Genomic DNA, 23,419 nt, shown 5'->3' with positions numbered 1-23,419 from the left:
AAGGATATTTATGAAAGACGAAAAAGAAAAGAAAGCAAAAAAAGCAAAGAGATCTAAATATCCAGACTGGTATATTGGACCTCCAAAACCAATGAAGACAAAGACTTTTGAATTCCATAAACCTACACCAAAATTCTGGGTTGGCTTTGGATTCACTTTAGCTATTCTTGGTTTTATTACATATATAGTTATTCGCCTTGTTATGGTTGCACAGGCAGTACAGCCTCCATTGGAATATTATGAGTACAATGAAGAACAGCAGCCAGAAACTTATATTCTTGAGAATAACAATATTAAGTTTGAACTTGATTCAAGAACTACACAGTTTACTGTTACTCAGAAAAAGAATGGCCATGTATGGTATTCAAACCCACCAGCTGTTCAGTCAGATAAAATTGCTCTTCCAAGCGAAAAGAACAATATGCGTTCTCCATTGCTTGTAAAGTATTCTACTCAGAACGGTACAGATGAAGTTTATGATATTTTCTCTAACAGTGTAGAGCGTAAGTTTTATACAGTTTCAAAGAATGGTCAGGAAATCCGTGTAGACTATACAATTGGTCAGATGGATCGTGAATATATTTTCCCTCTTATTCTTTATCAGTCAGATCTTGAAAAGTGGGAAGAGGGTCTTTCTAAAACAGATACTCGTGCACTTGAGCGTTCTTATCACAAATATACAATGAGCAGTCTTAAGGGTGATGAACGTGATGCAATGATTGCAAAGTATCCAAAAATTGAAGAAGAGCCACTGTACCTTGTATTTGAAACTTTGCAGAACCACATTAAGGAACAGATGGAAGTTCTTTTTGCAAAACAGGGCTTTACTTATGAGGATTACCTTGAAAACAAGGAACTTTATAAAGAAACAAATATTAAGGAAGTTCCAGCTTTCAGCCTTTCTGTTATTTACAAACTTGACGACAAAGGCTTTAGCGTAGAAATTCCTTTTGATGAGATTTCTTACCGCTTGAAGTATCCTCTTACACAGGTTTCTGTTCTTCCATATTTTGGAGCTGGAAGCAATACCGATACAGGCTTCATCCTCGTTCCAGATGGAGGCGGAAGCTTAATCAACTTCAATAACGGTAAAACAAGACAGAACACATATTATGCAGACTGCTATGGTTGGGATTATGCAATGGACCGTAAGGCTATTGTTACCGAAACCCGTGCAACATATCCAGTATTTGGAATTGCAAATGGAGATTCTGGATTTATTTCTATTATTAATTCTGGTGCAGAATATGCCGGTGTAACTGCAGAAATTGCAGGAAAACTTGGAAGTTACAACTATGCTCGCTTTGACTATAAAATGCTTCACAGCGAAGAGTTTGATGTTTCTGCACGTACTACAAGTAAGCAGTATATTTATGAAAATGCACTTCCAAAGGGAGAAGTGATTAAACAGTCTTTCGTATTTGTTGAAGCTCCTTCTTATGTTGATATGGCTAAGGAATACAGAAATTATCTGTTTGCCGGTGCTAAAAAGACACAGAACAAGGATATTCCACTTGCAGTAGAACTTATTGGTGCTGTTGAAAAGAAACAGCAGGTTTTGGGAATGCCAAAGACAAAGCCTTATGCACTTACAACTTATAAGGAAGCAGCAGATATTATTGAGCAGATTGATGAAATGAAACTGAATAATGTCAGCTACAAACTTTCAGGCTTTATCAATGAAGGTATTCGTTCAACAATGCTCAATAAAGTGCGCTTTATTAAGAGCCTTGGTGGAAAGGGTGGATTTAAAAAGCTTGTAAAGTCTACAGAAGATTCTTCTGCAAAGCTTTATCTTGACGGTTCAGTTCAGACACAGTACAGAACTGGCTTGTTCAAGGGCTTCTTCAAATATAGAGATGCAGCACGCTTTGTAAGTGATGAACTTTGTAAGCTTAGTGAATACTCAACCATCTGGTATGGTAAAGATGATGGTAGAGATAACTATTATCTTTTGCGCCAGGCTTTGCGCGATAAGTGTGCAGATGTACTAACAAAGAGCGCTTCTAAACTTGGTCTTGATGGTATTTCATATAGTGATAACGGAAAAACTCTTTCATCAGACTTTAATGAAAAGCATGTAACAACCCGCGCGTCTGCAAGACAGGCTCAGCAGGATAAGATGAAGGATGCAAATGATAAGGGGCTTGGCGTTATGGTAAATGCCGGTAACGATTATACCCTTAATTATGTTGATTTCATTACAAACATGGAACTTCACGGAAACGATTACGCAATTGTTGATAAGAATGTTCCATTCTATCAGATTGCATTGCATGGTTATAAAAACTATGCAGGTTCACCTATCAATCTTGGTTATGAAAAAGACCAGCTTATTCTTGAATCTGCAGAAACTGGTGCAGGACTTTATTATTCGTTTATGCAGGCTTCTCCAAAGAAATTACAGGATACAAATTACACAGAATATTATTCAAGCTGTTTTGATTCCTGGAAAGATGAACTTGAAGATTCTTACAACAGATATAATAAAGAATTGGCCGCAGTTGCAAACTGCCTGATTGTTGATCATGAATATGTTTCTGAACAGGTTACAAAAACAACCTTTGATAATGGTTATGTTGTATACGTAAACTTTGGTTATTCAGATTTCTGGACTTCTACAAGACAGCATATTCCTGAAAGAGACTATAGAGTTTTTGCGGTGGAGGACTAAAATGAAAAAACGAAAAATAGGGCTGATGGGTCGCAGAGCTCTTTACGGATATCTTTTTATATTGCCGTTTATAATCGGTTTTATTTTCCTGATGGTAAAGCCGCTGTTTGGTTCTTTGCAGATGGCGCTTTCGCAGGTAAACATTTCTACACAGGGCTTCTCTCTTGAGAACAATCATTTTGCAAACTTTAAGAGAGCCTTCCTTGTAGACTCTGAGTTTAACAGAATGCTCGTAGAAGGAATTGGTAATATGATTTACCGTTCAATTGCTACTGTAGTATTCAGCTTCTTTGTTGCACTTCTGCTTAATCAGAAATTTAAGGGTAGAACACTTGCACGTTCAATCTTCTTCCTTGCAGTAATTCTTTCTTCGGGAGTACTTCTTGGACTTGAAACTAACAATGCTCTTATGACACAGATTAAAAACTCTATTGAAGAAGCAGGTAATGTAAACAGTATTACAGATGTACTGGAACGAATTCTTGTTTCATCAAGTGAGGGTTTAAGCGGAATTAGTGGTAAAACCTTTAAAAAGGTATTTGAGATCATTGATTCTATTTATGATGTTGCAATGGCATCTGGTATTCAGATTATCATCTTCCTTTCTGGTTTGCAGAATATTTCTCCAAGTATGTATGAAGCTGCTCAGATGGAAGGATGTACTGCCTGGGAAAGCATGTGTAAAATCACAATTCCTATGGTAAGTCCTTTGCTTCCTGTTTGCTGGATTTATACAATTGTAGACTTCTTTATGAAGACTGATAATGAAATTATGACCAAAATCAATGATAACATGCAGCTTATGGAATACGGCTTTAGTGCGGCTATGGCCTGGTCATACTTTGTTATCTGTATGCTCCTGATTGGTATTTCTTCATTTATTATTTCAAAGGTGGTGTATAACTATGACTAAAGATGAAAAGAAAGTACAAAAGGCTTCAAAGAAAGCTGAACTTGCCGCAAGACGTGCAAACTTCTGGGAACGAAATGAAGCTTCAGACGGCATTCTTCTTAAAGAGACTATAAAGAAATATCTTCTTTCATTCTTCAGATTTATCCTCTTGTTCGGAATGTGCTTTATGATTATACAGCCAATTTTGAATAAGATTTCAGTAAGCTTTATGTCTGAAAGAGATTTGTATGATACAACAATCATACTTATTCCAAAGCATTTTACACTTGCAAACTGGAAGATTGCCAGCATTCTTCTTGAATATAAGACAACTTTGTTTAATACAATCTGGGTTTCTCTGCTTGTTTCTGTAATTGAAGTTGCAATGTGTAGTATTGTTGGTTATGGATTCTCACGCTTCCAGTTCCCGCTTAAGAGATTCTGGTTTTTCTGTGTAATCCTTATTATTGTTATTCCACCACAGACAATTCAAACTTCATTGTTTTTGAGTTTCAGATATTTCAACTTTTTTGGAAAAACAATAAACCTTCGCGGTAATATGCTTCCATATCTTATGATGTGTTTGACCTGTCAGGGACTTAAAAATGGACTTTACATTTTTATGATCCGCCAGTTCTTTATGGGCTTCCCATTTGAACTTGAAGAGGCTGCTTATGTAGACGGTTGTGGCCCGCTTAAAACCTTTGTAAGAATTATGGTACCTGGTGCAAAACCAATCATTACATCATGCTTCCTCTTCTCATTTGTATGGCAGTGGACAGATGGTTTCTATTCAAATATGTTCTTGGGAAAAATCAAGCTTCTTGCTGGAAACCTTGGTAACGTAGTTGAAAAACTTGGTGGTTATCTTGCACAGCTTAATGGTGGTACTGCGATTGTTCCAACTGGTTATGCAAATGCAATTCTTTCAACAGCAACATTAATGTCAATTTTCCCTGTAATCATTCTTTACATCTTCTGTCAGAGAATGTTCGTAGAAAGTTTGGCAAGTACTGGTGTTAAGATGTAACCAAAAGCGAATCACCATAAACCTAGGTGAAATTTCGTATACAATTTCTGAAAAGTGGTGTTATAATTTACGTAAATAGGCAATATTGCTGGTTTACGGCATAAAAAAAAGGAGTATAAATTATGAAAAAGATTGCTATCGTTGCAGCTTCAGCAGTGCTCGCTCTTGCACTTACTGGATGTAACAAAGCTGGTGGATCATCAGCAAAAAAAGGTGGATCATCTAAAGCCGCTCTTGAAGCAGCTGCTAATGGTGATTATTCAAAACTTAAGGTTCAGAAAGACCCTGCAACTAAGAAGGCTTATGACTTTGGTGGTCTTGAAGTAGTTGTTTTTGACTGGTGGTCTGGTACAGAAACTCCAGCTCCTGCTAATAAAGCACAGGAAGATCAGCTTGCATACCGCACATATCTTGAAGAGACTTATAACTTCAAGTGTGTACAGCGTGGTGATGGTTGGAGTGAACACCCAACAGAAGTAGCTAACTACTGTATTACAGGTGCTGATGATGCACGTATCTTCATTATTGATGGACGTTCTGCTATTCCTGGTTATACACAGGGCCTTTGGGCAGATGTTTCTAAAGTTCCAGGAATTGACTGGACAGATAAGAAATGGAACAAGGCTGTTAACAACGTAATTCCTGGATATACATTCGCTGCTAGCGATCCAGAACCACGTGCTTGTATCTACTTCAACAAGAGAATTCTTAAAGAAAACGGATATGATCCAGACGAACCATACAATCTCCAGAGAGATGGAAAATGGTCATGGGCTACATTCGAAGAAATGCTCGCTAACCTTACAAAAGATACAGACAACGATGGTGTAATTGACCAGTATGGTCTTGCAGGTTTCAACTCTGAAACTCTTATCCCAGCACTTTTGGGTAACGGAACATCACTTGTAACAGTTGATTCAAACGGAAAATATCAGTTGAACTTTGATGATCCAAAACTCATCGAGTCTTTGAACTTTGCTCGTGATTTGTTCTCTAAGTATCAGATTCCACAGGGTGAAGGTGCTAACTGGGACTACTTCAAGTCTGACTTCATGAACGGAAAGGCTGCTTTCTATGACAACCAGCAGTACGATTCAAATGCTAACGGTATGCTTCAGGATATGAAGGATGACTGGGGTATGGTTTGCTGGCCATCAAAAGAACCAGGAAAAGCATTCACAACAAATACAGACAACATGAACGTTATCCCTGCATTCTACTCACAGGATAAGATTAACAAGATCATGAAAATCTATGACCTCTGGACAGATCCTGTACCAGGTTATGATGATCCAGAAGCTTGGAAGGAAAGCTACTATACTAACTTCCGCGATTCACGCGCTGTTGATGAAACAATGCAGATGATGAGAGACAACAACATCGGATTCATTGAGTGGCTTCTCCCTAACTTCAACAACAACTACTCAAGAATTTCTTGGGACTGGTATGCTGGTACTCAGGTTGCTCCACAGCAGTCACTTGAAGGAATCAGAAACGAACTTCAGTCTTACCTTGATGACATCAACAAATAATAATTTGTAAAATGAACATCAGGTAATTAATAAAGGCGAGTGTCTAACGGCACCCGCCTTTTTTTATACGTTTTATTCTGAATTGAAATTAAGACTAGATTTTTATATAATAAAATTATGTCAAAGCACGGTACAATTACTAACGACAATCACGCAGCTTTGTGGCACGGACGTTTTAAGGAAGGTCCAGATGCAGACGCTGTTAAGTTTGAAACTTCCATAAATGATGATATGAGAATGGCTTTTGTTGATATTGATGGAAGCATTGCTCATGCAAAAATGCTCTGTAAAACAGGCCTTATTTCTGAAGATGAAAAAAATCAGATTATAGATGGACTTAATTCAATAAAAGATGATTTACAGGCAGACAAGCTTAAGGTAGATCTTTCTGCAGAAGATATCCATTCTTTTGTTGAAGCAACCCTCACAGACAGAATTGGTGAGGCTGGAAAAAAGGTTCATACAGGCCGAAGCCGTAATGACCAGATTGCTCTGGACGAAAAGCTTTATCTTCGTTCACAGATTAAAGACCTTCAGAAAGAAGTTCTTAATCTTATTTCAGTCCTTACAAATATTGCAACTGAAAATAAAGATGTACTTATTCCAGGCTTTACTCATATGCAGCACGCTCAGCCTGTAACTCTTGCACATCATGTTTGTGCCTGGGCCTGGATGTTCAGCCGTGATTTTACACGCCTTGGAGATGCCGCAAAAAGAGCAGACCTTTCACCAATTGGTTCGTGTGCTCTTGCCGGAAGTGGTCTTCCGCTTGACCGTGCCTACGAAGCAGAACTTCTTGGTTTTGGTGGAGTAACTGATAACTCCCTTGATTCAGTTTCAGACCGCGACTATTACCTTGAAGTTGCCTCTGATCTTTCTATTTTACAGATGCATCTTTCTCGTGCCTGTGAAGAAATTGTTTTGTGGTCAACAACAGAATTCAGCTTTATTGATCTTAGTGAAAAGTGGAGTACCGGAAGTTCAATTATGCCGCAAAAGAAGAATCCTGATTTTGCAGAACTTATCCGTGGAAAAACCGGCCGTGTTTATGGTGATATGGTTGCTCTCTTTACAATGATGAAGGGACTTCCTCTTGCTTATGACCGCGATATGCAGGAAGATAAATCAAGCTTCTTTGAAGCTTATGATACAGTTATTTCAAGTGTACGCATTTTTGCAGAAATGGTTCGTACCGCAAAATGGAATAAGGATATCATGACAAAAAGCTGTGACGGTGGCTATCTTAATGCAACTGATATTGCAGACTACCTTGTTCGTAAGGGGCTTCCATTCCGTACAGCACATGGAGTTTCTGCAGGTCTTGTACGCATTGCAATTGAGAAAAACTGCCTGCTCGAAGAACTTGATTTTGCTGAGTACGAAAAAGCCTCACCGCTTTTCGAAAAGGATATTTTTGAACTGATTACACCTGCAAAGTGTGTAGAAATCAGAAAAACTATCGGCGGACCAGCCCCATCTGAGGTTCAGAAGCAGATAGATAAACTTATGAAATTTATTAAGGATAATGATATTAAGGAGTAAGACTATGAAAAAACTTATTGCAGCTGCTCTTATGCTTGGAGCACTTATTGCAGTTACAGGTTGTAAGAAAACTGATAAAAAGGCAGGCGGAGATGCTGTTGAAGCACTCAAGGCTCGCGGTACTTTTGTACTTGGTCTTGATGATTCATTTCCTCCACTTGGTTTCAGAAGTGAAGATAACGAAATTGTAGGTTATGATATTGACCTTGCAAAAGAAGTTGCAAAACGACTTGGTGTTGATTTCCGTGCTCAGCCAATTGACTGGGATGCAAAGGAAATGGAACTTGAAACAGGAAAAATTGACTGTATCTGGAATGGTTTTACAATCACAGATGACAGAAGAAAGGCTCTTTCATTTACAGAGGCTTATTTGAATAATGATCAGGTACTTGTAGTTCGCGAAGACAGCGGAATTACTTCTCTTGCCGGAATGACAGGAAAAATCGTTGGTATTCAGAGCGGTTCAAGTGCACAGGAAGCTGTTGATGATAATGCAGCATTTGCTTCATCAATTTCAAAAATCATTATGTTCAAAGATAATATTACAGCCTTGAACGACCTTGATATTGGTGGTCTTGATGGTGTTGTAATGGACAGTGTTGTTGCTAACTATTCTATCGCTCAGACAAAAAAGCCTTTTAGAGTAATCAACGAATCACTTGCTAACGAAGGTTACGGAATCGGCTTCAGAAAGAATGAACCAGAATTGCGTGATGCAGTATGGGCAATTCTCAAAGAAATGCAGGCTGATGGAACTGTAACAGCAATCAGCCAGAAGTGGTTTGGCCGCGATATTTCTACTATTAAATAATGTCTGACAGATATATCAAAATGCTTCATGCGATGCTTAACGGTTCTGTTACATCGCTTGAAGTTTTTTTTCTTACAATAATCTTTTCTATCCCACTTGCCTTACCAATCGCTATGGGCAGAATGTCCAGACACAAGCTGCTTAGTGGAACAACAAATGTTTTTTTGTTAATCATCCGTGGAACTCCTCTTATGCTCCAGCTTCTGGTCGTTTATTTTGGACCAGGCCTTTTTGTACGCTGGCTCATTTCACGTGGCTATGACGTTACTTTCAGATGGAATCGTTTTGCCGCTGCCATTGTAGCGCTTTCAATAAACTACGCTGCGTATTTTGCAGAAATCTACCGCGGAGGAATTGAGTCTATTCCTAGAGGTCAGTACGAAGCGGCAAAGGTTTTGGGATACACACCTTCGCAGACTTTTTTCAGAGTTGTATTGCCTCAGGTAATTAAGCGTATTGTCCCTGCAATGGGAAACGAGGTAATCACACTTGTAAAGGATACCGCTCTTGTTTCTGTAATTGGAGTTTCTGAGCTTCTTATGGTTGCAAAGGAAAGACAGGGTGCTATGTTCTCTTTTGTTCCGTTGTTTATTGCCGGTGTATTCTATTTTGTGATGAACTGGGTAGTTTCGATTGCCTTTCAGCGATTAGAAAAGAAATTGAGTTATTATAGTTAAGTTGACTGAAAATGGATTGCCACGTCGCTTCGCTCCTCGCAATGACGTCATTGCGAGCCGTAGGCGAAGCAATCTCTATATAAAAATAGGAAAATATGGAAGAAATAATCAAAGTTGAAAATTTGCGAAAGACTTTTAATGATAATCTTGAAATCTTAAAGGGAATCTCATTTTCTGTAGAGAAGGGCGAGGTATTGAGTATTATCGGTCCAAGCGGTTCGGGAAAATCTACAATGCTCCGCTGTATTTCTCAGCTTGAAAATGTAACAGACGGAACAATCAAAATCTGTGGAAAGACTCTTGTAGAAAACGGTGTTTATGCAGACAAAAAAACACGTCATGATATCATTTTAAAAAGCGGACTTGTATTTCAGAATTTCAACCTGTTTCCTCATTATTCAGTATTAAAAAATATTACAGCACCTCAGATTCGTGTTCTTAAAAAATCAAAGCAGGAAGCAGAAGCTATGGCAATGGATCTCCTTGAACGCATGGGCCTTGCTGCAAAAGCAGAAGCTTATCCGTGTGAACTTTCTGGTGGTCAGCAGCAGCGTGTTTCAATTGCCCGTGCGCTTGCCCTTAAACCGGAAGTTCTTCTTTTTGATGAACCAACTTCAGCGCTTGACCCGGAACTTACCGGTGAAATTCTTGCAGTAATCAAAGAACTTGCATCAGAAAAAATGACAATGGTTGTTGTTACTCACGAAATGGCTTTTGCCCGCGATATTTCAAACCACATAATTTTTATGGATGGCGGAGTTATTGTGGAAGAAGGCGAGCCAATGCAGCTTATCAATAATCCAAAGGCAGAACGAACAAAGGCATTTTTATCAAGATTTAATAATCTTTAATTTTTTATTATTTAAGAACTTTAAGCTTTTTAATTTTCAAAAAATAATGATATAATAACCTTCATTATAGAAAGTCTTTATAAGAGGAGTATTTTATGGGTATTAAGACAAGGCTTTCAATCGCAATGCTTTCTTTAATTCTGGTTACTGCAGCGTGTATTACTACGTTCAGTTATCTCCAGTCAAAATACGAACTTACAAAAGCTGTTGAGAGGGGTAATATAAGCCTTGCAGAAACAGTTTCTCAAAAAATCCAGACAATTAATAGCCGTGAAGTCAGACTTCTTGAAGCAATTGCAAATCTTTCTGTATTCAGAGATACAGAAATTAATCTGAAATCAAAATGGGAACTTGCCAACAGTATTGTAAAAGATGATGATAAGTATATAGGAATTGCATGTTACGATGAAAAAGGTGTGGGTTATGCAACAACCGGTCAGTACAAAGACAGCCATACACGTGAATTTTTGCAGATTTCCATGAAAGGTCAGCGTGCAATTACAGATCCTGAATGGTCTAAAACAAACGGTAAGCTAAGTACCTTTTATGCCCAGCCTTATTATGACAATAACGGAAAACAGATTGGCGAGGTAGTTTCTGTTGTAGATGCTACAGATTTGTGCCGCATAGTTGAGACTCTTGTAGTTGGAAAAGATTCACATCCTTATGTTATAAACAGAATTTCCGGTAAGTTTGTAGCTCATGCAGATAAGAAATATGTTGAAGATCAGAAAACTATAAATGATGATGCTTCAGAAGGCTTTAAGCCAGTAATTCAGCGTATTATGAACGGTGAAAAGGGGGCTGAAGTTTATTATGATGAAATTAAAAAGCAGAAGTTTGCGGTTTCTTATCTTCCGGTTGAAGAAACTAACTGGAGTGCTGTTTGTGTTGCTCCATATAAAGACTTTTATAATGGTATAGAAATCCTTATGAATGCAATGATTATCATGACAGCATTTTCTCTGGTTGTTGCATTTGTAATCATGCTGTTTATAATCCGTATTTCTATTAAACCTCTTAAGACAGTTAGTGGGGCAATTGATGGAATTGCTTCCGGCGATGCTGATTTAACACGACGTCTTTCATTTAATGCAAATGATGAAATTGGAGCTGTTGTAAAGGGCTTTAATAAATTCAGTGAAAAGCTTCAGAATATTATTGGTGATGTAAAAGCTTCAAAAGATGAACTTCTTGTTGCCGGAGAAAACCTTGGTTCTTCTACTCAGGATACTGCAAGCTCAATTACAGAAATCCTTTCAAATATCGAAAGTATGAAGCGCCAGATTGAAAATCAGACACAGAGTGTAAACCAGACGGCCGGAGCTGTAACGGAGATTGCTTCAAATATCGAATCTCTTGGAAATATGGTTCAGAACCAGTCGAGTGGTGTAATAGAAGCTTCTGCTGCCGTAGAAGAGATGATTGGCAATATTTCTTCTGTAAATAATTCTATGGATAAGATGGCCAATTCCTTCTCTGATCTTCGTAACAACTCACAGGTTGGTATTGATAAGCAGAAGGCTGTAAACGACCGTATTACACAGATTGAAAATCAGTCAAAGATGCTTCAGGATGCAAACCATGCAATTTCTTCTATCGCAAGTCAGACAAACCTTCTTGCCATGAACGCTGCAATTGAGGCGGCGCATGCCGGTGATGCAGGTAAGGGATTTGCTGTTGTAGCAGATGAAATCCGTAAGCTTTCTGAAACTTCAACTGCACAGTCAAAGACTATCGGTGTTCAGCTGAATAATATCAAGGAATCTATTAATGAAGTTGTATCTGCATCTTCTGAAGCGAGTCTTGCCTTTGAAACTGTTTCCAGAAAGCTTGAAGATACAGACCAGCTGGTTATGCAGATTAAAGCCGCTATGGAAGAGCAGCACGAAGGTTCAAAACAGATTACCGAAGCCCTTAAGAACGTTCAGGACAGCACAGTAGAAGTACGTACTGCCTCCGCTGAAATGGAAGAGGGCAACAAGATGATTCTGGGTGAAGTAAAGGCTCTTCAGGATGCAGCTATGGCAATGAATCAGAGTATGGATGAAATGGGCGTTGGTGCCAGACATATCAATGAAACTGGTGAAACTCTTCGTGAAGTATCATCTCAGATTGCCGACTCAATTGAGAAGATAGGAAACCAGGTAGACCAGTTTAAGGTTTAGCAGAGTTTTTTCTATAATAGACTTTCGCTCTTGAATAAATTTCTTAAATCAGTTAATATATCTCACTAATATTCACAATAGAAATTATTGTGCCCAAAACAGTAAAAATTTGGCACTGGAAACAGTGCCATGGAGGATATAAATGGTCAAAATCAGACTTAAGAGATTTGGTGCTGCTAAGCGTCCATGCTACCGTGTAGTTGTTCAGGACTCACAGAAGCCACGTGACGGCGTTTGCATCGAAGAAATTGGAACTTTCCAGCCTATCGCTGAAGAAAAGGATCAGGTTTCTATCGATTTGGAACGTGCAAAGTACTGGATCAGCGTTGGTGCACAGCCTACAGACATCGTTAAGAAGTTGATGAACCGCCAGGCTGCTAAGAAGGCAGAATAGTTTACAGAGAGGCTAGGGAAATGGAAAAAGACCTGATTGAATACATCGCAAAATCATTGGTCGATGATCCGTCAGCTGTATCTGTAAATGAAACTGAAGGCGAGAAAGGCATGGTGCTCCAGCTCAGAGTGGCAGATGGAGACATCGGCAAGGTTATCGGTAAATACGGTAGAATTGCAAAAGCCATGAGAACAGTTCTGAGTGCTTCAGCAGTAAAAGACGGTAAGCGCTACAGTCTTGATATTCTTGATAACTAATTGGGAATATTGCTGATGGAAAAAGCACAACTTGTGGTTGGGTTCATTCGGGGAACTCACGGTTTTTCGGGTGAATGTAAGGTTGAGAGTACCTCTGGAGAATACGAGCATCTGCTCAATTTGAAAGAAGTTACTTTAGTGCAGGGCGACCAGCAGAGAGAAGCAAAGGTTGAATCGGTTTCTCTTGGAAATGCAGTTGCTTATGTAAAATTCGTTGGTATTGATTCTGACGAGGCTGTAATGAAATACAACCGTTGGGGAATCTCTGTACCGCGTAAATACTGCAAGCCTTTGAATAAAGACGAGTGGTATATTGAGGATTTACGAAATTGTTCCCTTATTTATGAAGGGAAAGGCGCTCCGGCAACGTTGATTGCACCAAATGGCAAATATGCTGTAGTTGGAACAATCACAGACGTTTTGGAAGGCGGCGGGGGTAACTTACTTGAAGTGTCACTCGCCGAGAGTTGTGACCGAAAGGTTCTTGTTCCTTTCAATAAAGAGTTTATTGGAAAGGTTGATATTAAGAACAAAACGGTGCAATTGATGCACCTCTGGATTCTGGAGTAATTCCATGAAATTTACTGTGCTGACCTTATTTCCAGATATCGTTAGGGCTTTTTTTGAAAACTCAATCATGGCCAAAGCGGTAGAAAAGGGAATTATTGCTTACGATTTGGTGAACATCAGAGATTTTGCGACTGATAAACACCATACCTGTGATGACGGAACGTATGGAGGCGGCGCTGGCCAGCTTATGATGCCAGAGCCACTCGGAAAGGCACTTGATAGTGTAAATGCCCGCAAGAAGTATGTAATTTACGTAACTCCAAGCGGAAAACAGCTTACACAGAAAATTGCCGAAGAACTTAGTCACAAAGACGAACTTGTATTCATCTGTGGAAGATACGAAGGTATTGACCAGAGAATCATCGATTCTTATGTTGACGCAGAAATCTCCATTGGAGATTATGTAATGTCATCTGGAGAAGTGGCTGCAACAGTTGTTATAGACACTGTTTACCGCCTTGTAGACGGAGTTATTTCTCACGAATCGCTTGAAGAAGAAAGTTATTGTGACGGACTTTTGGAGTACCCTCAGTATACTCATCCTGAAGAATGGAAGGGTATAAAGGTTCCACCGGTTTTACTTAGTGGAAATCATGAGGAAATCCGAAAGTGGCGGCTTAAAAAGCGGCTGATGAAGACAATGGCAAACAGACCGGATTTGATTCGGGATGCACGCATGAAAGGTCAGCTTACCCAAGAAGCCGAAAAGATGATTGAGGAAATAACCGAATCTTTCTTTGCTAAACATCAGAAAAAGAAAAAGGCAAAGAAGGTGCAAAACTAAAGGAGATCACTATGGATCTTATTAAGACTATTGAAGAAACACAGAAGCGTCCTGGAGCACAGGGCTTCAATGTTGGTGATACTGTAAAAGTTTACTTCAAGATTATCGAAGGTAAAACAGAGCGTATCCAGGTTTATGAAGGAATCGTTCTCTGCAAGAAGAACGAAGGTGCACGCGAGACTTTCACTGTACGTAAGATTTCTTACGGCGTTGGTGTAGAACGTGTATTCCCATATAACAGCCCACGTATCGTAAAGGTTGACGTTGTTCGCCCTGGTAAGGTACGCCGCTCTAAGCTTTACTACCTCCGCGATAAGATCGGTAAGGATGCTAAAGTTAAGACTCTGGTTGGTGGAAAGATTGCTGCTGAAATCGCTGCTCGTAACGCACGCGCTGAAGCTGCTGCTGCCGCTACAGAAGCTCAGATTAAGGAAGAGCGCAAAGAAGCTGCTGAGGCTAAGGCTAACGCTAACGCACAGTAATTTCAAATACAACACGGTGGTTGAGTGCTCGCGAAGCGAGTGTATCGAAACCTGTGTAAGCCCGCTGGCGGGCGTTGTTCTATAGCAAAGCGTTAAAAAAATTGCGAAAGCAATTTTTAGCTTTACCACTTTTAAAGGACTTCCACACTTGGAAGTCCTTTTTTATTTAACTATAATGTAAGTCATGGACTTTAATGCGGCAAATATTAATTCCACAGCGGGTGCGGCTAGGGCTGGTGCGGTTTCTAAAACAAGACCGGCCACGGCTCATAAAATACTGACCGAGGGTTCTTCTGTTCCTGTGCGCGTAACACGGGGGCTTGGCGGGGGCCGCTATGAAGGATTTGTCGCGGGCGTAAAAGTAAGCTTTACATCTGAACGCGCTTTAAAAGCCGGAGATACTTTTTCTGCTGTTGTAAACGGAAGGGATGGAAAAATCATCCTTACTCCACAGACTCAAACAGACGCGGTTTTGCAGAATCTTGATTTTCAGATGAATGAAATGACTTCCGTCCACCTTGCGTCTCTTTTACAGAGTGCAGGACTTTCTGCAGATTCTCTTTCTTCTTCTATATTACAAATGTTTACCCAGACAGGTATTAAAATTGATGCCCAGCTGATGAGTCGTATACGTAGCCTTGCACTTCGTTTTGGTGGTAAAGAAAAATCTGCCGCAGAAATCCTGGTGATGCTTGCAGAAAAAGGCCTTAGTGCAGATGAAGAAGAAATAAAACAACTTTTGCTTCAGCTTGCCGGTGAGTTATCCTGGCAGGAAGCAGATCCGGATTCAGCTGCAAATCAGAAAAATCATGAAAAACTTATAAACCGTCTTAATGGTAAGGACGGTGCGTGGTATCTTCTTCCTTTTGAGCTTGTTCAGTACGAAGGCGGTATTGCTTCGGCAGATGGGCTAAAGTCTGTTCTTGGTGGTGGAAATCTTCGTCTTCTTTTTGATTCTGGAAAAATGCTCAAGCTTATGAATCTGGACTGTATATATAGAAATAAACGCTATGTTTTTTCTCTGGATTATGAAGGCGGTAAATGCCGCAATGTACGTTTTAATACAGAAGACGGCAGAGACTCTGAAAATCAGATTGTTGAAAAATTAAAAAGGTTGTTTCTTACAGCTTATATGCCTGTTCCGGCTATTTTGTATGCACCTTTATGTGATATTGAAGGAAATGCTAGCGGGCTGGAAAGTATTTATACTTTCGGGGGTGTGGTATGAGCGGAAATCAGAAAAAGCGTGCCGTGGCCTTAAAGTACCCCGAGGGCGTTGAAGCTCCGATTATTATGGCTAAGGGAGAAGGCCGCAATGCCCAGATTATGATTGAAGAGGCAGAGAAAAACGGTATTCACATTGCTGAGGATGCGGTTCTTGTGGATCTTCTTGGGATGAGCGAGGTTGGTTCTGTAGTTCCCGAAGCTGCATGGAAGGCTCTTGCGGTAATCTTTTCTTTTATTCTTTCTGATGGCGAAGGTAGCGCAGGTAGCAGGAGGTCTGATGAACACTAAGCAGACCGGAAAAGACGGCGAAAACCGTGCCACTCAATATCTTATCTCTAAAGGATTTGCAATAATTGAGCGTAACTGGCGGACAAAGGGCGGAGAAATTGATATAATAGCATATAAGAATGATACAATTGTGTTTGTGGAGGTAAAAACGCTTCCAAACGGCACAACTGATATGATTCAGAGGGAGTTAAATTATCAGAAACGTCAAAGAATCATAAAAACATCTAAACGTTTTCTGTTAAATCATCGACAATATAGTAAGTGTTATATCAGATATGATGTAATAGTTATTGATATGCCAGGCCTGGAGCCCGTATATCATATTGAAAATGCATTTACAGAATAGAGATGGGAGATTCTATGATTTCTGGTGGAAAATCTACAGGGGCAGCAACTCTTGTTCTTGAGCGGACCGAAACAGTTGATCTGCCTCCAAGAATACTGGAGTTAAGGGAAAAAATTCAAAATCAGGAATATCTGGATAATGCAATTCAGAGAATTGCACAGGTTATAAGTAATCATCTGATTGATGATCCTGATGAATTGAAATTCCGGGATTAATTATGGATAGACGTCGCAATAGAAAACATTCGAATAACTGGAATAATCAGAAAAGAAACGAGCAGTCTCGTGAAAACAAACAGAAATCTTTTCAGTTTAACAAGGCTTTGTATGAAGATCAGGATGCTGAGAGACAGAGACTTGCTGCAATTCAGAATGTTAAGGCTCGTGAAATTATCTGTCCTAAATGTGGACAGCCAATTACAGACATTGCCAGCGCTATTGCCGATAAGTCTACCGGAGAACCTCTCCATTTTGACTGCGTTTTAAATCAGGTAAAACAGTCAGAGCCTACAGGCGAAAACGAAAAAGTTGCATATATTGGTCAGGGACGCTTTGCTGTCCTTCAGTATGAAAATATCAGAGACCAGCGTCATTTTAAAATCAAGAAAATAATTGAGTGGGAAAACCGAGAAGATCAGTCTCAGTGGCGCGAAGAACTCAGCGGACTGTACAGTAAGATCAATTAATTTCCCCATGTATATAACAGTTCTTTGCAAGGTGGTAGATAACTTTGGTGATATTGGTGTCGCCTGGAGACTTTGCCGCCGTCTGGCAAAAATTCAATCTAAATATAAAATATGCCTCGTAGTAGATGATTTAGAATCTTTCTCTAAAATCGAGAGTTCCGTCATTGCGAGCGAAGCGAAGCAATTCATTTCTATAGACGGTATAGAAATTTTCCCCTGGCATGAGGATGATTTTTGCCACGAAGTTTTCAGCCAGAATGATGGGGAGCGTCTTTCTTTAATTCTTGAACTTTTTCAGTGTGGCCGCCCGGACTGGATGGAAAAAATCTTATTTGAAGAAAAACTCAATCGCACGGCTCAGATTATCATGATTGATTATCTTACCGCAGAAAAATATGCCGAAGATTTTCACTGCCTGCAGTCGCTTACCCGTAGTGCAAAAGTGCAGAAAGTAAACTTTATGCCTGGCTTTACCGAGCGTACCGGCGGTCTTGTTATAGAAGATGAGTGGCTTGAGCTTCCTGTTCGCAAGGCAGACGGACCTGTGCTGGTATTCACTTATGAAAATGATTGGCGGGAACTTGCTGAAGCTCTTACAGATTATTGTGCCGGTGGTGAACAAAAAATTCTTGTGGCTCAGGGGCGCGGCAAGGAAAGTTTTATGTCTGCAGTGAAAGCTTGTGGTGCGGACAAATATATAGAAGAACTTCCATATCTTAATCAGACAGAATGGGATAAGGTAATGAAGGGCTGTTCTGCCCTGGTTATTCGCGGTGAAGAGTCTATGTCTCGTGCCTGCCTCTCGGGTCTTCCTTTTATCTGGCATGCGTATCCACAAAGCGATGAATATCAACTTGTGAAGGTGAAGGCCCTGCTGGAAAGAATGCGACCGCATTTTGATGAAAGAGATTTTGAAGTCGTCTCAAAGGCCTGGTTGGATATAAATGGTGAGACATGGATTGCTTCGCCTGCGGCTCGCAATGACGGCACGTCTTCGTCATTGCGAGGAGCGGAGCGACGCGGCAATCCATATTCAGACTTTTTCTCAGCGCTTCCCCGTCTGGTGCCAGGCTTTCAGGACTTTGCTGCTTCTCTCAGAAAAAATGGCGACCTGGCTTACAACTTAATGACATACATTGAAAAACTTGCTATAATATAGAAACTATTTTTGTAAATTCTTTTTTAGAGGTTTTATATTATGTTAATGACATCACAGTTAAAAGTTGGAACAGCCTTCATGTATGAAGGTAATGCTCTTATCGTTCAGAAGATGCTCGGACAGCGTTCAGGACGTGCCGGAATGGTAACTAGCTTCCGTGTTAAGAACCTTGTAACAAACTCTACAATGGACCTTGGTATTGATGCTGGAGAAAAGTTTGACGAGGTTGATCTTGAATCACACGTAACAAAGCTTTCTTATGTAGACGGCGACACATTTGTATTCATGGATCAGGATACATACGAGCAGTTCGAACTCGCTAAGGAAGACCTTGGTGACTACGCAGGATACATCACTCCAGATGATGACCTCGAAGTAAACCTTACATTCTACGAAGGAAAACCAGTAGGTATCGATCTTCCAGTACGTGTTACACGTACAGTAACTTACTGTGAACCAGGTGTTAAGGGTGATACTTCTGGAAAGTCTTTGAAGCCTGCTACACTTGATACAGGAATCGAAGTTCGCGTTCCATTGTTCATCAACACAGACGACAAGATCGTAATCGATACACGCGACGGTTCATTCCTCGAAAGAGCTAAGAATTAGCCTACAATCGAAAATCAGTCTATAAAACGAAAAGACCGCAGACATCTGCGGTCTTTATTTTTTTTAAATTTGCTTAATAGGGCAGTGCGTGGTAGAATAAATATAATATCACTTTAAAAGTTTAATCATATTAAAAAAAATCATTTAAAAATAACAGTTATTACTCTTAATACAAATTGGAGAATTGTATGAAACATATAAGTTGTTATGCGATTGTGATTTTGTTGTCTTTAACATTGCTTGGCTGTGGTAAACAAACTGCGTACACAGCTGCCGGAAAAGGTCCTTTGCCAGATAAAAATGTAAGTGGCCCGATTTTAAATGTTTCGCTTGATGCAACAATTGATACTCTGGATCAGCAGATATCAGTTTATGCAACTTCATTTGAGTTAATCGGAAATATGATTGACGGCCTTATGCAGATGGCAGATGATGGATCTGTTAAATACGCTGTTTGTAAGGAAATGAAGGTTTCTGATGATGGTCTTCATTATACCTTCAAACTCCGTGATGACGTATTCTGGTCTAATGGTGACCCTGTAACTGCACAGGACTTTGTTTACGGCTGGCAGCGTGGTGTTGACCCTGCTACCGAATCTGAATATGCATTTATGTTCAGCGATATTGCGCAGATTAAGAATGCTACTGCCATTCAGGCTGGACAGATGGAACCTAATCAGCTTGGTGTTCGTGCTACAGATAATTATACTTTTGAAGTTGAACTTCAGACTCCTGTTTCGTATTTTGATCAGCTGCTTTATTTCTGTACCTTCTATCCTGCAAATCAGAAGTTTATAGAAGCTTGTGGTGACAAGTATGCTACAAGCCCAGAGACTTGTCTTGCAAATGGTGCCTTCCTTCTTACTGATTATAAGGTTGGTGCTACATCAATTTCGTTTATAAAAAATACAGCATATTATGATGCGTCTAAGGTTAAACTTGGCGGTATTCACTATGAGGTTATTAACAGTGGTGAAGAAGCTTTGAGAAAATATCAGAGCGGTCAGCTGGACTTTGTTGAGCTTTCAGGTGATGCTGTTGTGAAAATGCAGGGCTCTCCAGAATTTAAACCTGTAGATTCGGGATTCTTGTACTTCCTTTCATTTAATTTTGATGATAAATATTTTGGCAATAAAAATCTGCGACTTGCCATTGCAAATGGTTTTGATAGAGAGGTTGTTGTAAAAGATATGGCTGATGGTTCTGCAGCCGCTTATGGTGCAGTTCCTAGAGGATTTGCTTTCTCTCAGTCTGGACAGGACTTTACTCCTCCTGGAGTTGAGTTCCCGAACCTTTGTGCCTACAATCCAACCTTCGCAAGAGAATGTTATGACAAAGCAAAACGAGAACTTGGTGTAAGAAATCTTGAAATTGAATTACTTACAACTGACGCAGAAACTCAGGTTATCTGCTGTAATTCTATGAAGCGGCAGCTTGAAAGAAATCTTCCTGGTTTGAAAATCAATTTAAGGGTTGTTGAGAAAAAGGAACGCCGAAAGATTATGAGTGCCGGCGACTTCCAATTTGGTCTTAATAACTGGGGACCTGACTATGCAGACCCTATGACATATCTTGCAATGTGGGTAACAGGAAACTCAAATAACATGGGTAACTATTTTAATCCAACCTACAATGCTGTAATTGCAGACTGTACAGATGGAGAACTTTGTACAAAGATTGCAGAACGCTGGACTGCTATGAAAGAAGCAGAAACTATGGTTATGGAAGATGCTGCAATTTCGCCGGTTTATCAGAAATGTAATGCAAACCTTATCAAGAGTAACGTAAAGGGAGTTGCCTTCCATGCGGTTGCTATCAATAAGATTTATAAGAATACTACAAAATAGGAACTAAGAGAGGTAAAGATTATGGATGATGTAAAGAAGAAAAAATATGGGCATCTTGCTACACAGTTCTCATTATATATTCTTGCTATTCTTGCGGTATTCTTTGTAATTCTGAATATCTTTATTGTAAAGAGTGTAAAATCTTCTTCTCAAAGAGATTATTCAGATTTTAGTGAAAAGGTAATTGCAGAAGATGCAGGAAAAATTCAGCACTGGAATGAAGTTCTTGTAAATGACCTTAGAATCTATTCTGATAACGATGTTACAAAGGCTGGTAATACAACAAATATTATCAACTGGCTTTTGACACATGAGAATATCAGAAACTCACTTTTTAATTATGTAATGTTCTGTACACCGGATGGAGTAGGTTATGCCAGTGACGGAAAAATCCTTACAGTAATTTCAAAGCCATTCTTCCGTTCGATTATGAAGGATAAAAAGAAGGTTTATGTTTCTGATATCGACTTCCAGGTAGACGGTTCTGTCTGCTATTACATTGCACGACCTGCTTACAATGCAGCCGGAAGTCTTATTGGTGTTTTTGCCGGCGCGGTAAAGCTTGATGAAATTGATAAGATGGTTGGTGAACTTTCCATGGGACAGGACGGAAAAGCTATTCTTGTAGGTTCAAATGGTGTGCTTATTTCGCATATCCGTGGTATGAGCAAATATATGGACCTTACTTATAGTGATAAAGCCGGATATTCTGGACTTGATGATATTGCGGCACAGGCTTGTGCAGGAAAGTCTGGTGAAGGATATTTCCGTGATCCTAAAGGCGTTTTGACCTTTGCTTCTTATGTTCCGGTTCAGGGAACTCCATGGTCTGCAATTCTTACAATTCCACAGTCTCAGATTGAAGCTGTAGGAAACAGAATGATGAGTCTGATTATTGTAATTACTTCGTTGATTGGAATAATCATTTCTATTGTTTGTTCTTTGATGTTGATTGTAGCCATTAAGCCTCTTAAGGTTGTACAGGAATCTATTCATGAGATTGCTTCGGGTGAAGCAGACCTTACTCAGCATATTGAAATTAAGGCTAATAATGAAATTGGTTCGCTTGGAGAAGGCTTCAATGCATTCATGGAAAAACTCCGCATGATTGTAAGCGGCGTTAAGGATTCTGAGGAAATGCTTGGTGATGTAAACCTTGGACTTCAGAAACGTATTGAAGAAAACGGTAACTCAATCGAAGCTATTATTCAGGATTTGAAAGATATTGGTACTCATGTTCAGAACCAGGCAGACAGCGTTTCTCAGACTGTAAGTGCGGTTGAAGAGATTTCTAAGAATATTGAGTCTCTTGAAAAGATGATTGAAACTCAGTCGAGTGGTGTAGTAGAAGCCAGTGCGGCTGTAGAAGAGATGATTGGTAATATCAGTAGTGTAAACAATTCTGTAGGCTTTATGGCTTCTTCTTTCGATTCTCTTGCTCAGAATACAGAAGAGGGTATTCAGCGTCAGAATGATGTAAACCAGCGTATTCATGGAATTGAAGATCAGTCTAAGGCACTTCAGGCTGCCAACAAGACAATCAGTGATATTGCCGCTCAGACAAACCTTCTTGCTATGAATGCTGCTATTGAGGCGGCTCATGCGGGTGAGGCTGGTAAGGGATTCTCTGTCGTTGCAGATGAAATCCGTAAGCTTTCAGAAACTTCAAGTGCTCAATCTAAGACTATTCGTGAAGAGCTTAAGAAGATTGAAGGTTCTATCAATGATGTAGCTTCTGTATCTCAGGCTTCTACAGAGGCCTTTGTTTCTGTAAGTAATTCTATTACGCAGACCCAGCAGCTGGTTCTCCAGATTAAGGGTGCAATGGAAGAACAGCAGGAAGGTTCTAAGCAGATTGGCGATGCCCTCAAGCTTATGAATGATAACACAAGTGAGGTTAGGGCTGCTTCTCATGAAATGGCTGAAGGAAATAAATCTATCCTTGATGAAATTGATCACCTTAGAAATACTACTGGTGAGATTCGTCAGAGTATGGATAAGATTTCTCAGAGTGCCGGTGAAATCCGCGAATCCAGCGATGCGCTTTCTGAAATTGCAAACAGTGTAGAAGCTGCGGTTGGCCAGATCGGTGGTCAGATTAATCTGTTTACTGTATAAGCAGATTTACAGGTTAAATGATAAAGCCCGGATTATCCGGGCTTTTTTTTATTTAAGGATTAGATTAATAATCCTTCTTCTCTGTCTTACGTCTCTTGTTAAGAAGCTTTCTCTCGAGAGTAGTCTTCTTCTGGTGGAGGGTAGCAGAAGGTTTTTCGAAGTATTCACGCTTTTTGTATTCGCGGATAATGCCTTCTTTTTCAACCATGCGCTTAAAGCGTTTGATTGCCTTTTCAAGGTTTTCTGAATCATCAACCATGATTGTTGCCATACTGTATTCACCTCCTTTTTTCGGGGATTCCGTCTATATAAAATAATGTAAAAAATAATATAAACTAAATGAGATTTTAAATCAAGAGATGCATCGTGCTATTTTAGAATTATCCTGTTTTAATTATAACATTTTTTTATAATTTTATTTGTTGACAAATGAGATTTCTATGTTAGTATTTAGGTAAAGCGCTTTACCTAAAAGG

General features: G+C 39.6%; 23 protein-coding genes and 1 pseudogene. 23 read left to right on the top strand and 1 reads right to left on the bottom strand.

Features of this window, described 5'->3' with window-relative positions; translation table 11 throughout:
• The first annotated feature begins 10 nt into the window (after positions 1-10).
• The 23 genes and pseudogenes from BM161_RS11450 (at position 11) to BM161_RS11340 (ending at position 22,943) form a co-directional block, all read left to right on the top strand.
• Positions 11-2,674, top strand: a complete 2,664-nt coding sequence (locus BM161_RS11450; RefSeq protein WP_074932811.1) for a DUF5696 domain-containing protein — start codon at positions 11-13, stop codon at positions 2,672-2,674.
• 1 nt (position 2,675) lies between these two features.
• Entirely contained in the window at positions 2,676-3,587 is a 912-nt protein-coding gene (locus BM161_RS11445) for a carbohydrate ABC transporter permease (protein WP_074932809.1), read from the top strand.
• Positions 3,580-4,596 (top strand): carbohydrate ABC transporter permease, encoded by a 1,017-nt coding sequence (locus tag BM161_RS11440; RefSeq protein ID WP_074932808.1) that lies wholly within the window; start codon positions 3,580-3,582, stop codon positions 4,594-4,596. Before BM161_RS11445 ends, BM161_RS11440 begins: the two co-directional genes overlap by 8 nt.
• 122 nt (positions 4,597-4,718) lie before the next feature.
• Entirely contained in the window at positions 4,719-6,128 is a 1,410-nt protein-coding gene (locus BM161_RS11435; protein ID WP_074932806.1) for a type 2 periplasmic-binding domain-containing protein, read from the top strand.
• Positions 6,129-6,245: 117 nt separating this feature from the next.
• The gene (argH, locus tag BM161_RS11430) at positions 6,246-7,670 is read left to right on the top strand and encodes an argininosuccinate lyase (protein WP_074932805.1); all 1,425 of its coding nucleotides are present in this window, start codon (positions 6,246-6,248) and stop codon (positions 7,668-7,670) included.
• A gap of 4 nt (positions 7,671-7,674) precedes the next feature.
• Positions 7,675-8,481, top strand: coding sequence for an amino acid ABC transporter substrate-binding protein (locus BM161_RS11425; RefSeq protein ID WP_074932803.1), 807 nt, complete (start codon positions 7,675-7,677; stop codon positions 8,479-8,481).
• On the top strand, positions 8,481-9,158 hold the full coding sequence (locus tag BM161_RS11420) for an amino acid ABC transporter permease (protein WP_074932801.1): 678 nt from the start codon (positions 8,481-8,483) through the stop codon (positions 9,156-9,158). The genes BM161_RS11425 and BM161_RS11420 overlap by 1 nt, the downstream gene beginning before the upstream one ends.
• Positions 9,159-9,253: 95 nt before the next feature.
• A complete protein-coding gene (locus tag BM161_RS11415) occupies positions 9,254-10,009 on the top strand; it encodes an amino acid ABC transporter ATP-binding protein (RefSeq protein WP_074932799.1) in 756 nt (251 codons plus the stop codon).
• Positions 10,010-10,104: 95 nt separating this feature from the next.
• Complete coding sequence (locus BM161_RS11410) at positions 10,105-12,177, top strand: methyl-accepting chemotaxis protein (RefSeq protein WP_074932797.1); 2,073 nt, start codon at positions 10,105-10,107, stop codon at positions 12,175-12,177.
• 142 nt (positions 12,178-12,319) lie between these two features.
• Entirely contained in the window at positions 12,320-12,571 is a 252-nt protein-coding gene (gene rpsP, locus BM161_RS11405) for a 30S ribosomal protein S16 (protein WP_074932796.1), read from the top strand.
• Positions 12,572-12,591: 20 nt separating this feature from the next.
• Positions 12,592-12,828: a KH domain-containing protein gene (locus tag BM161_RS11400; protein ID WP_022933403.1), complete on the top strand. Its 237-nt coding sequence runs from the start codon at positions 12,592-12,594 to the stop codon at positions 12,826-12,828.
• Positions 12,829-12,843: 15 nt separating this feature from the next.
• On the top strand, positions 12,844-13,398 hold the full coding sequence (rimM, locus tag BM161_RS11395; protein ID WP_074932794.1) for a ribosome maturation factor RimM: 555 nt from the start codon (positions 12,844-12,846) through the stop codon (positions 13,396-13,398).
• Positions 13,399-13,402: 4 nt separating this feature from the next.
• The gene (gene trmD / locus BM161_RS11390) at positions 13,403-14,182 is read left to right on the top strand and encodes a tRNA (guanosine(37)-N1)-methyltransferase TrmD (RefSeq protein WP_074932792.1); all 780 of its coding nucleotides are present in this window, start codon (positions 13,403-13,405) and stop codon (positions 14,180-14,182) included.
• An 11-nt stretch (positions 14,183-14,193) separates the two neighbouring features.
• Positions 14,194-14,541: pseudogene (gene rplS, locus BM161_RS11385) on the top strand (50S ribosomal protein L19); the annotation flags it as partial.
• A 307-nt stretch (positions 14,542-14,848) separates the two neighbouring features.
• Entirely contained in the window at positions 14,849-15,892 is a 1,044-nt protein-coding gene (locus BM161_RS11380) for a hypothetical protein (protein WP_074932787.1), read from the top strand.
• Entirely contained in the window at positions 15,889-16,179 is a 291-nt protein-coding gene (locus BM161_RS11375) for an EscU/YscU/HrcU family type III secretion system export apparatus switch protein (protein WP_074932786.1), read from the top strand. Before BM161_RS11380 ends, BM161_RS11375 begins: the two co-directional genes overlap by 4 nt.
• Positions 16,169-16,525: a YraN family protein gene (locus BM161_RS11370; protein ID WP_074932783.1), complete on the top strand. Its 357-nt coding sequence runs from the start codon at positions 16,169-16,171 to the stop codon at positions 16,523-16,525. The genes BM161_RS11375 and BM161_RS11370 overlap by 11 nt, the downstream gene beginning before the upstream one ends.
• 14 nt (positions 16,526-16,539) lie before the next feature.
• Positions 16,540-16,740 (top strand): hypothetical protein, encoded by a 201-nt coding sequence (locus BM161_RS11365; RefSeq protein WP_074932865.1) that lies wholly within the window; start codon positions 16,540-16,542, stop codon positions 16,738-16,740.
• Between the two features lie 2 nt (positions 16,741-16,742).
• The gene (locus tag BM161_RS11360) at positions 16,743-17,210 is read left to right on the top strand and encodes a hypothetical protein (protein WP_074932782.1); all 468 of its coding nucleotides are present in this window, start codon (positions 16,743-16,745) and stop codon (positions 17,208-17,210) included.
• Positions 17,211-17,217: 7 nt separating this feature from the next.
• Positions 17,218-18,369, top strand: coding sequence for an elongation factor P maturation arginine rhamnosyltransferase EarP (gene earP, locus BM161_RS11355; RefSeq protein WP_074932780.1), 1,152 nt, complete (start codon positions 17,218-17,220; stop codon positions 18,367-18,369).
• A 45-nt stretch (positions 18,370-18,414) separates the two neighbouring features.
• Positions 18,415-18,978: an elongation factor P gene (gene efp, locus BM161_RS11350; RefSeq protein WP_244882816.1), complete on the top strand. Its 564-nt coding sequence runs from the start codon at positions 18,415-18,417 to the stop codon at positions 18,976-18,978.
• Positions 18,979-19,166: 188 nt separating this feature from the next.
• Entirely contained in the window at positions 19,167-20,825 is a 1,659-nt protein-coding gene (locus BM161_RS11345) for a peptide ABC transporter substrate-binding protein (RefSeq protein ID WP_074932777.1), read from the top strand.
• Positions 20,826-20,846: 21 nt separating this feature from the next.
• On the top strand, positions 20,847-22,943 hold the full coding sequence (locus BM161_RS11340) for a methyl-accepting chemotaxis protein (RefSeq protein ID WP_074932776.1): 2,097 nt from the start codon (positions 20,847-20,849) through the stop codon (positions 22,941-22,943).
• A 64-nt stretch (positions 22,944-23,007) separates the two neighbouring features.
• On the opposite strand, the gene rpsU is transcribed toward BM161_RS11340, so the two are convergent.
• Entirely contained in the window at positions 23,008-23,214 is a 207-nt protein-coding gene (gene rpsU, locus BM161_RS11335) for a 30S ribosomal protein S21 (protein ID WP_022931060.1), read from the bottom strand.
• Between the last annotated feature and the right edge of the window lie 205 nt (positions 23,215-23,419).

It is taken from the genome of Treponema bryantii, assembly GCF_900113965.1.
Classification (GTDB): Bacteria; Spirochaetota; Spirochaetia; order Treponematales; family Treponemataceae; genus Treponema_D; species Treponema_D bryantii_A.
Note: the sequence above shows the minus strand (reverse complement) of the source record. Positions and strands in the feature narration are given on the sequence as shown.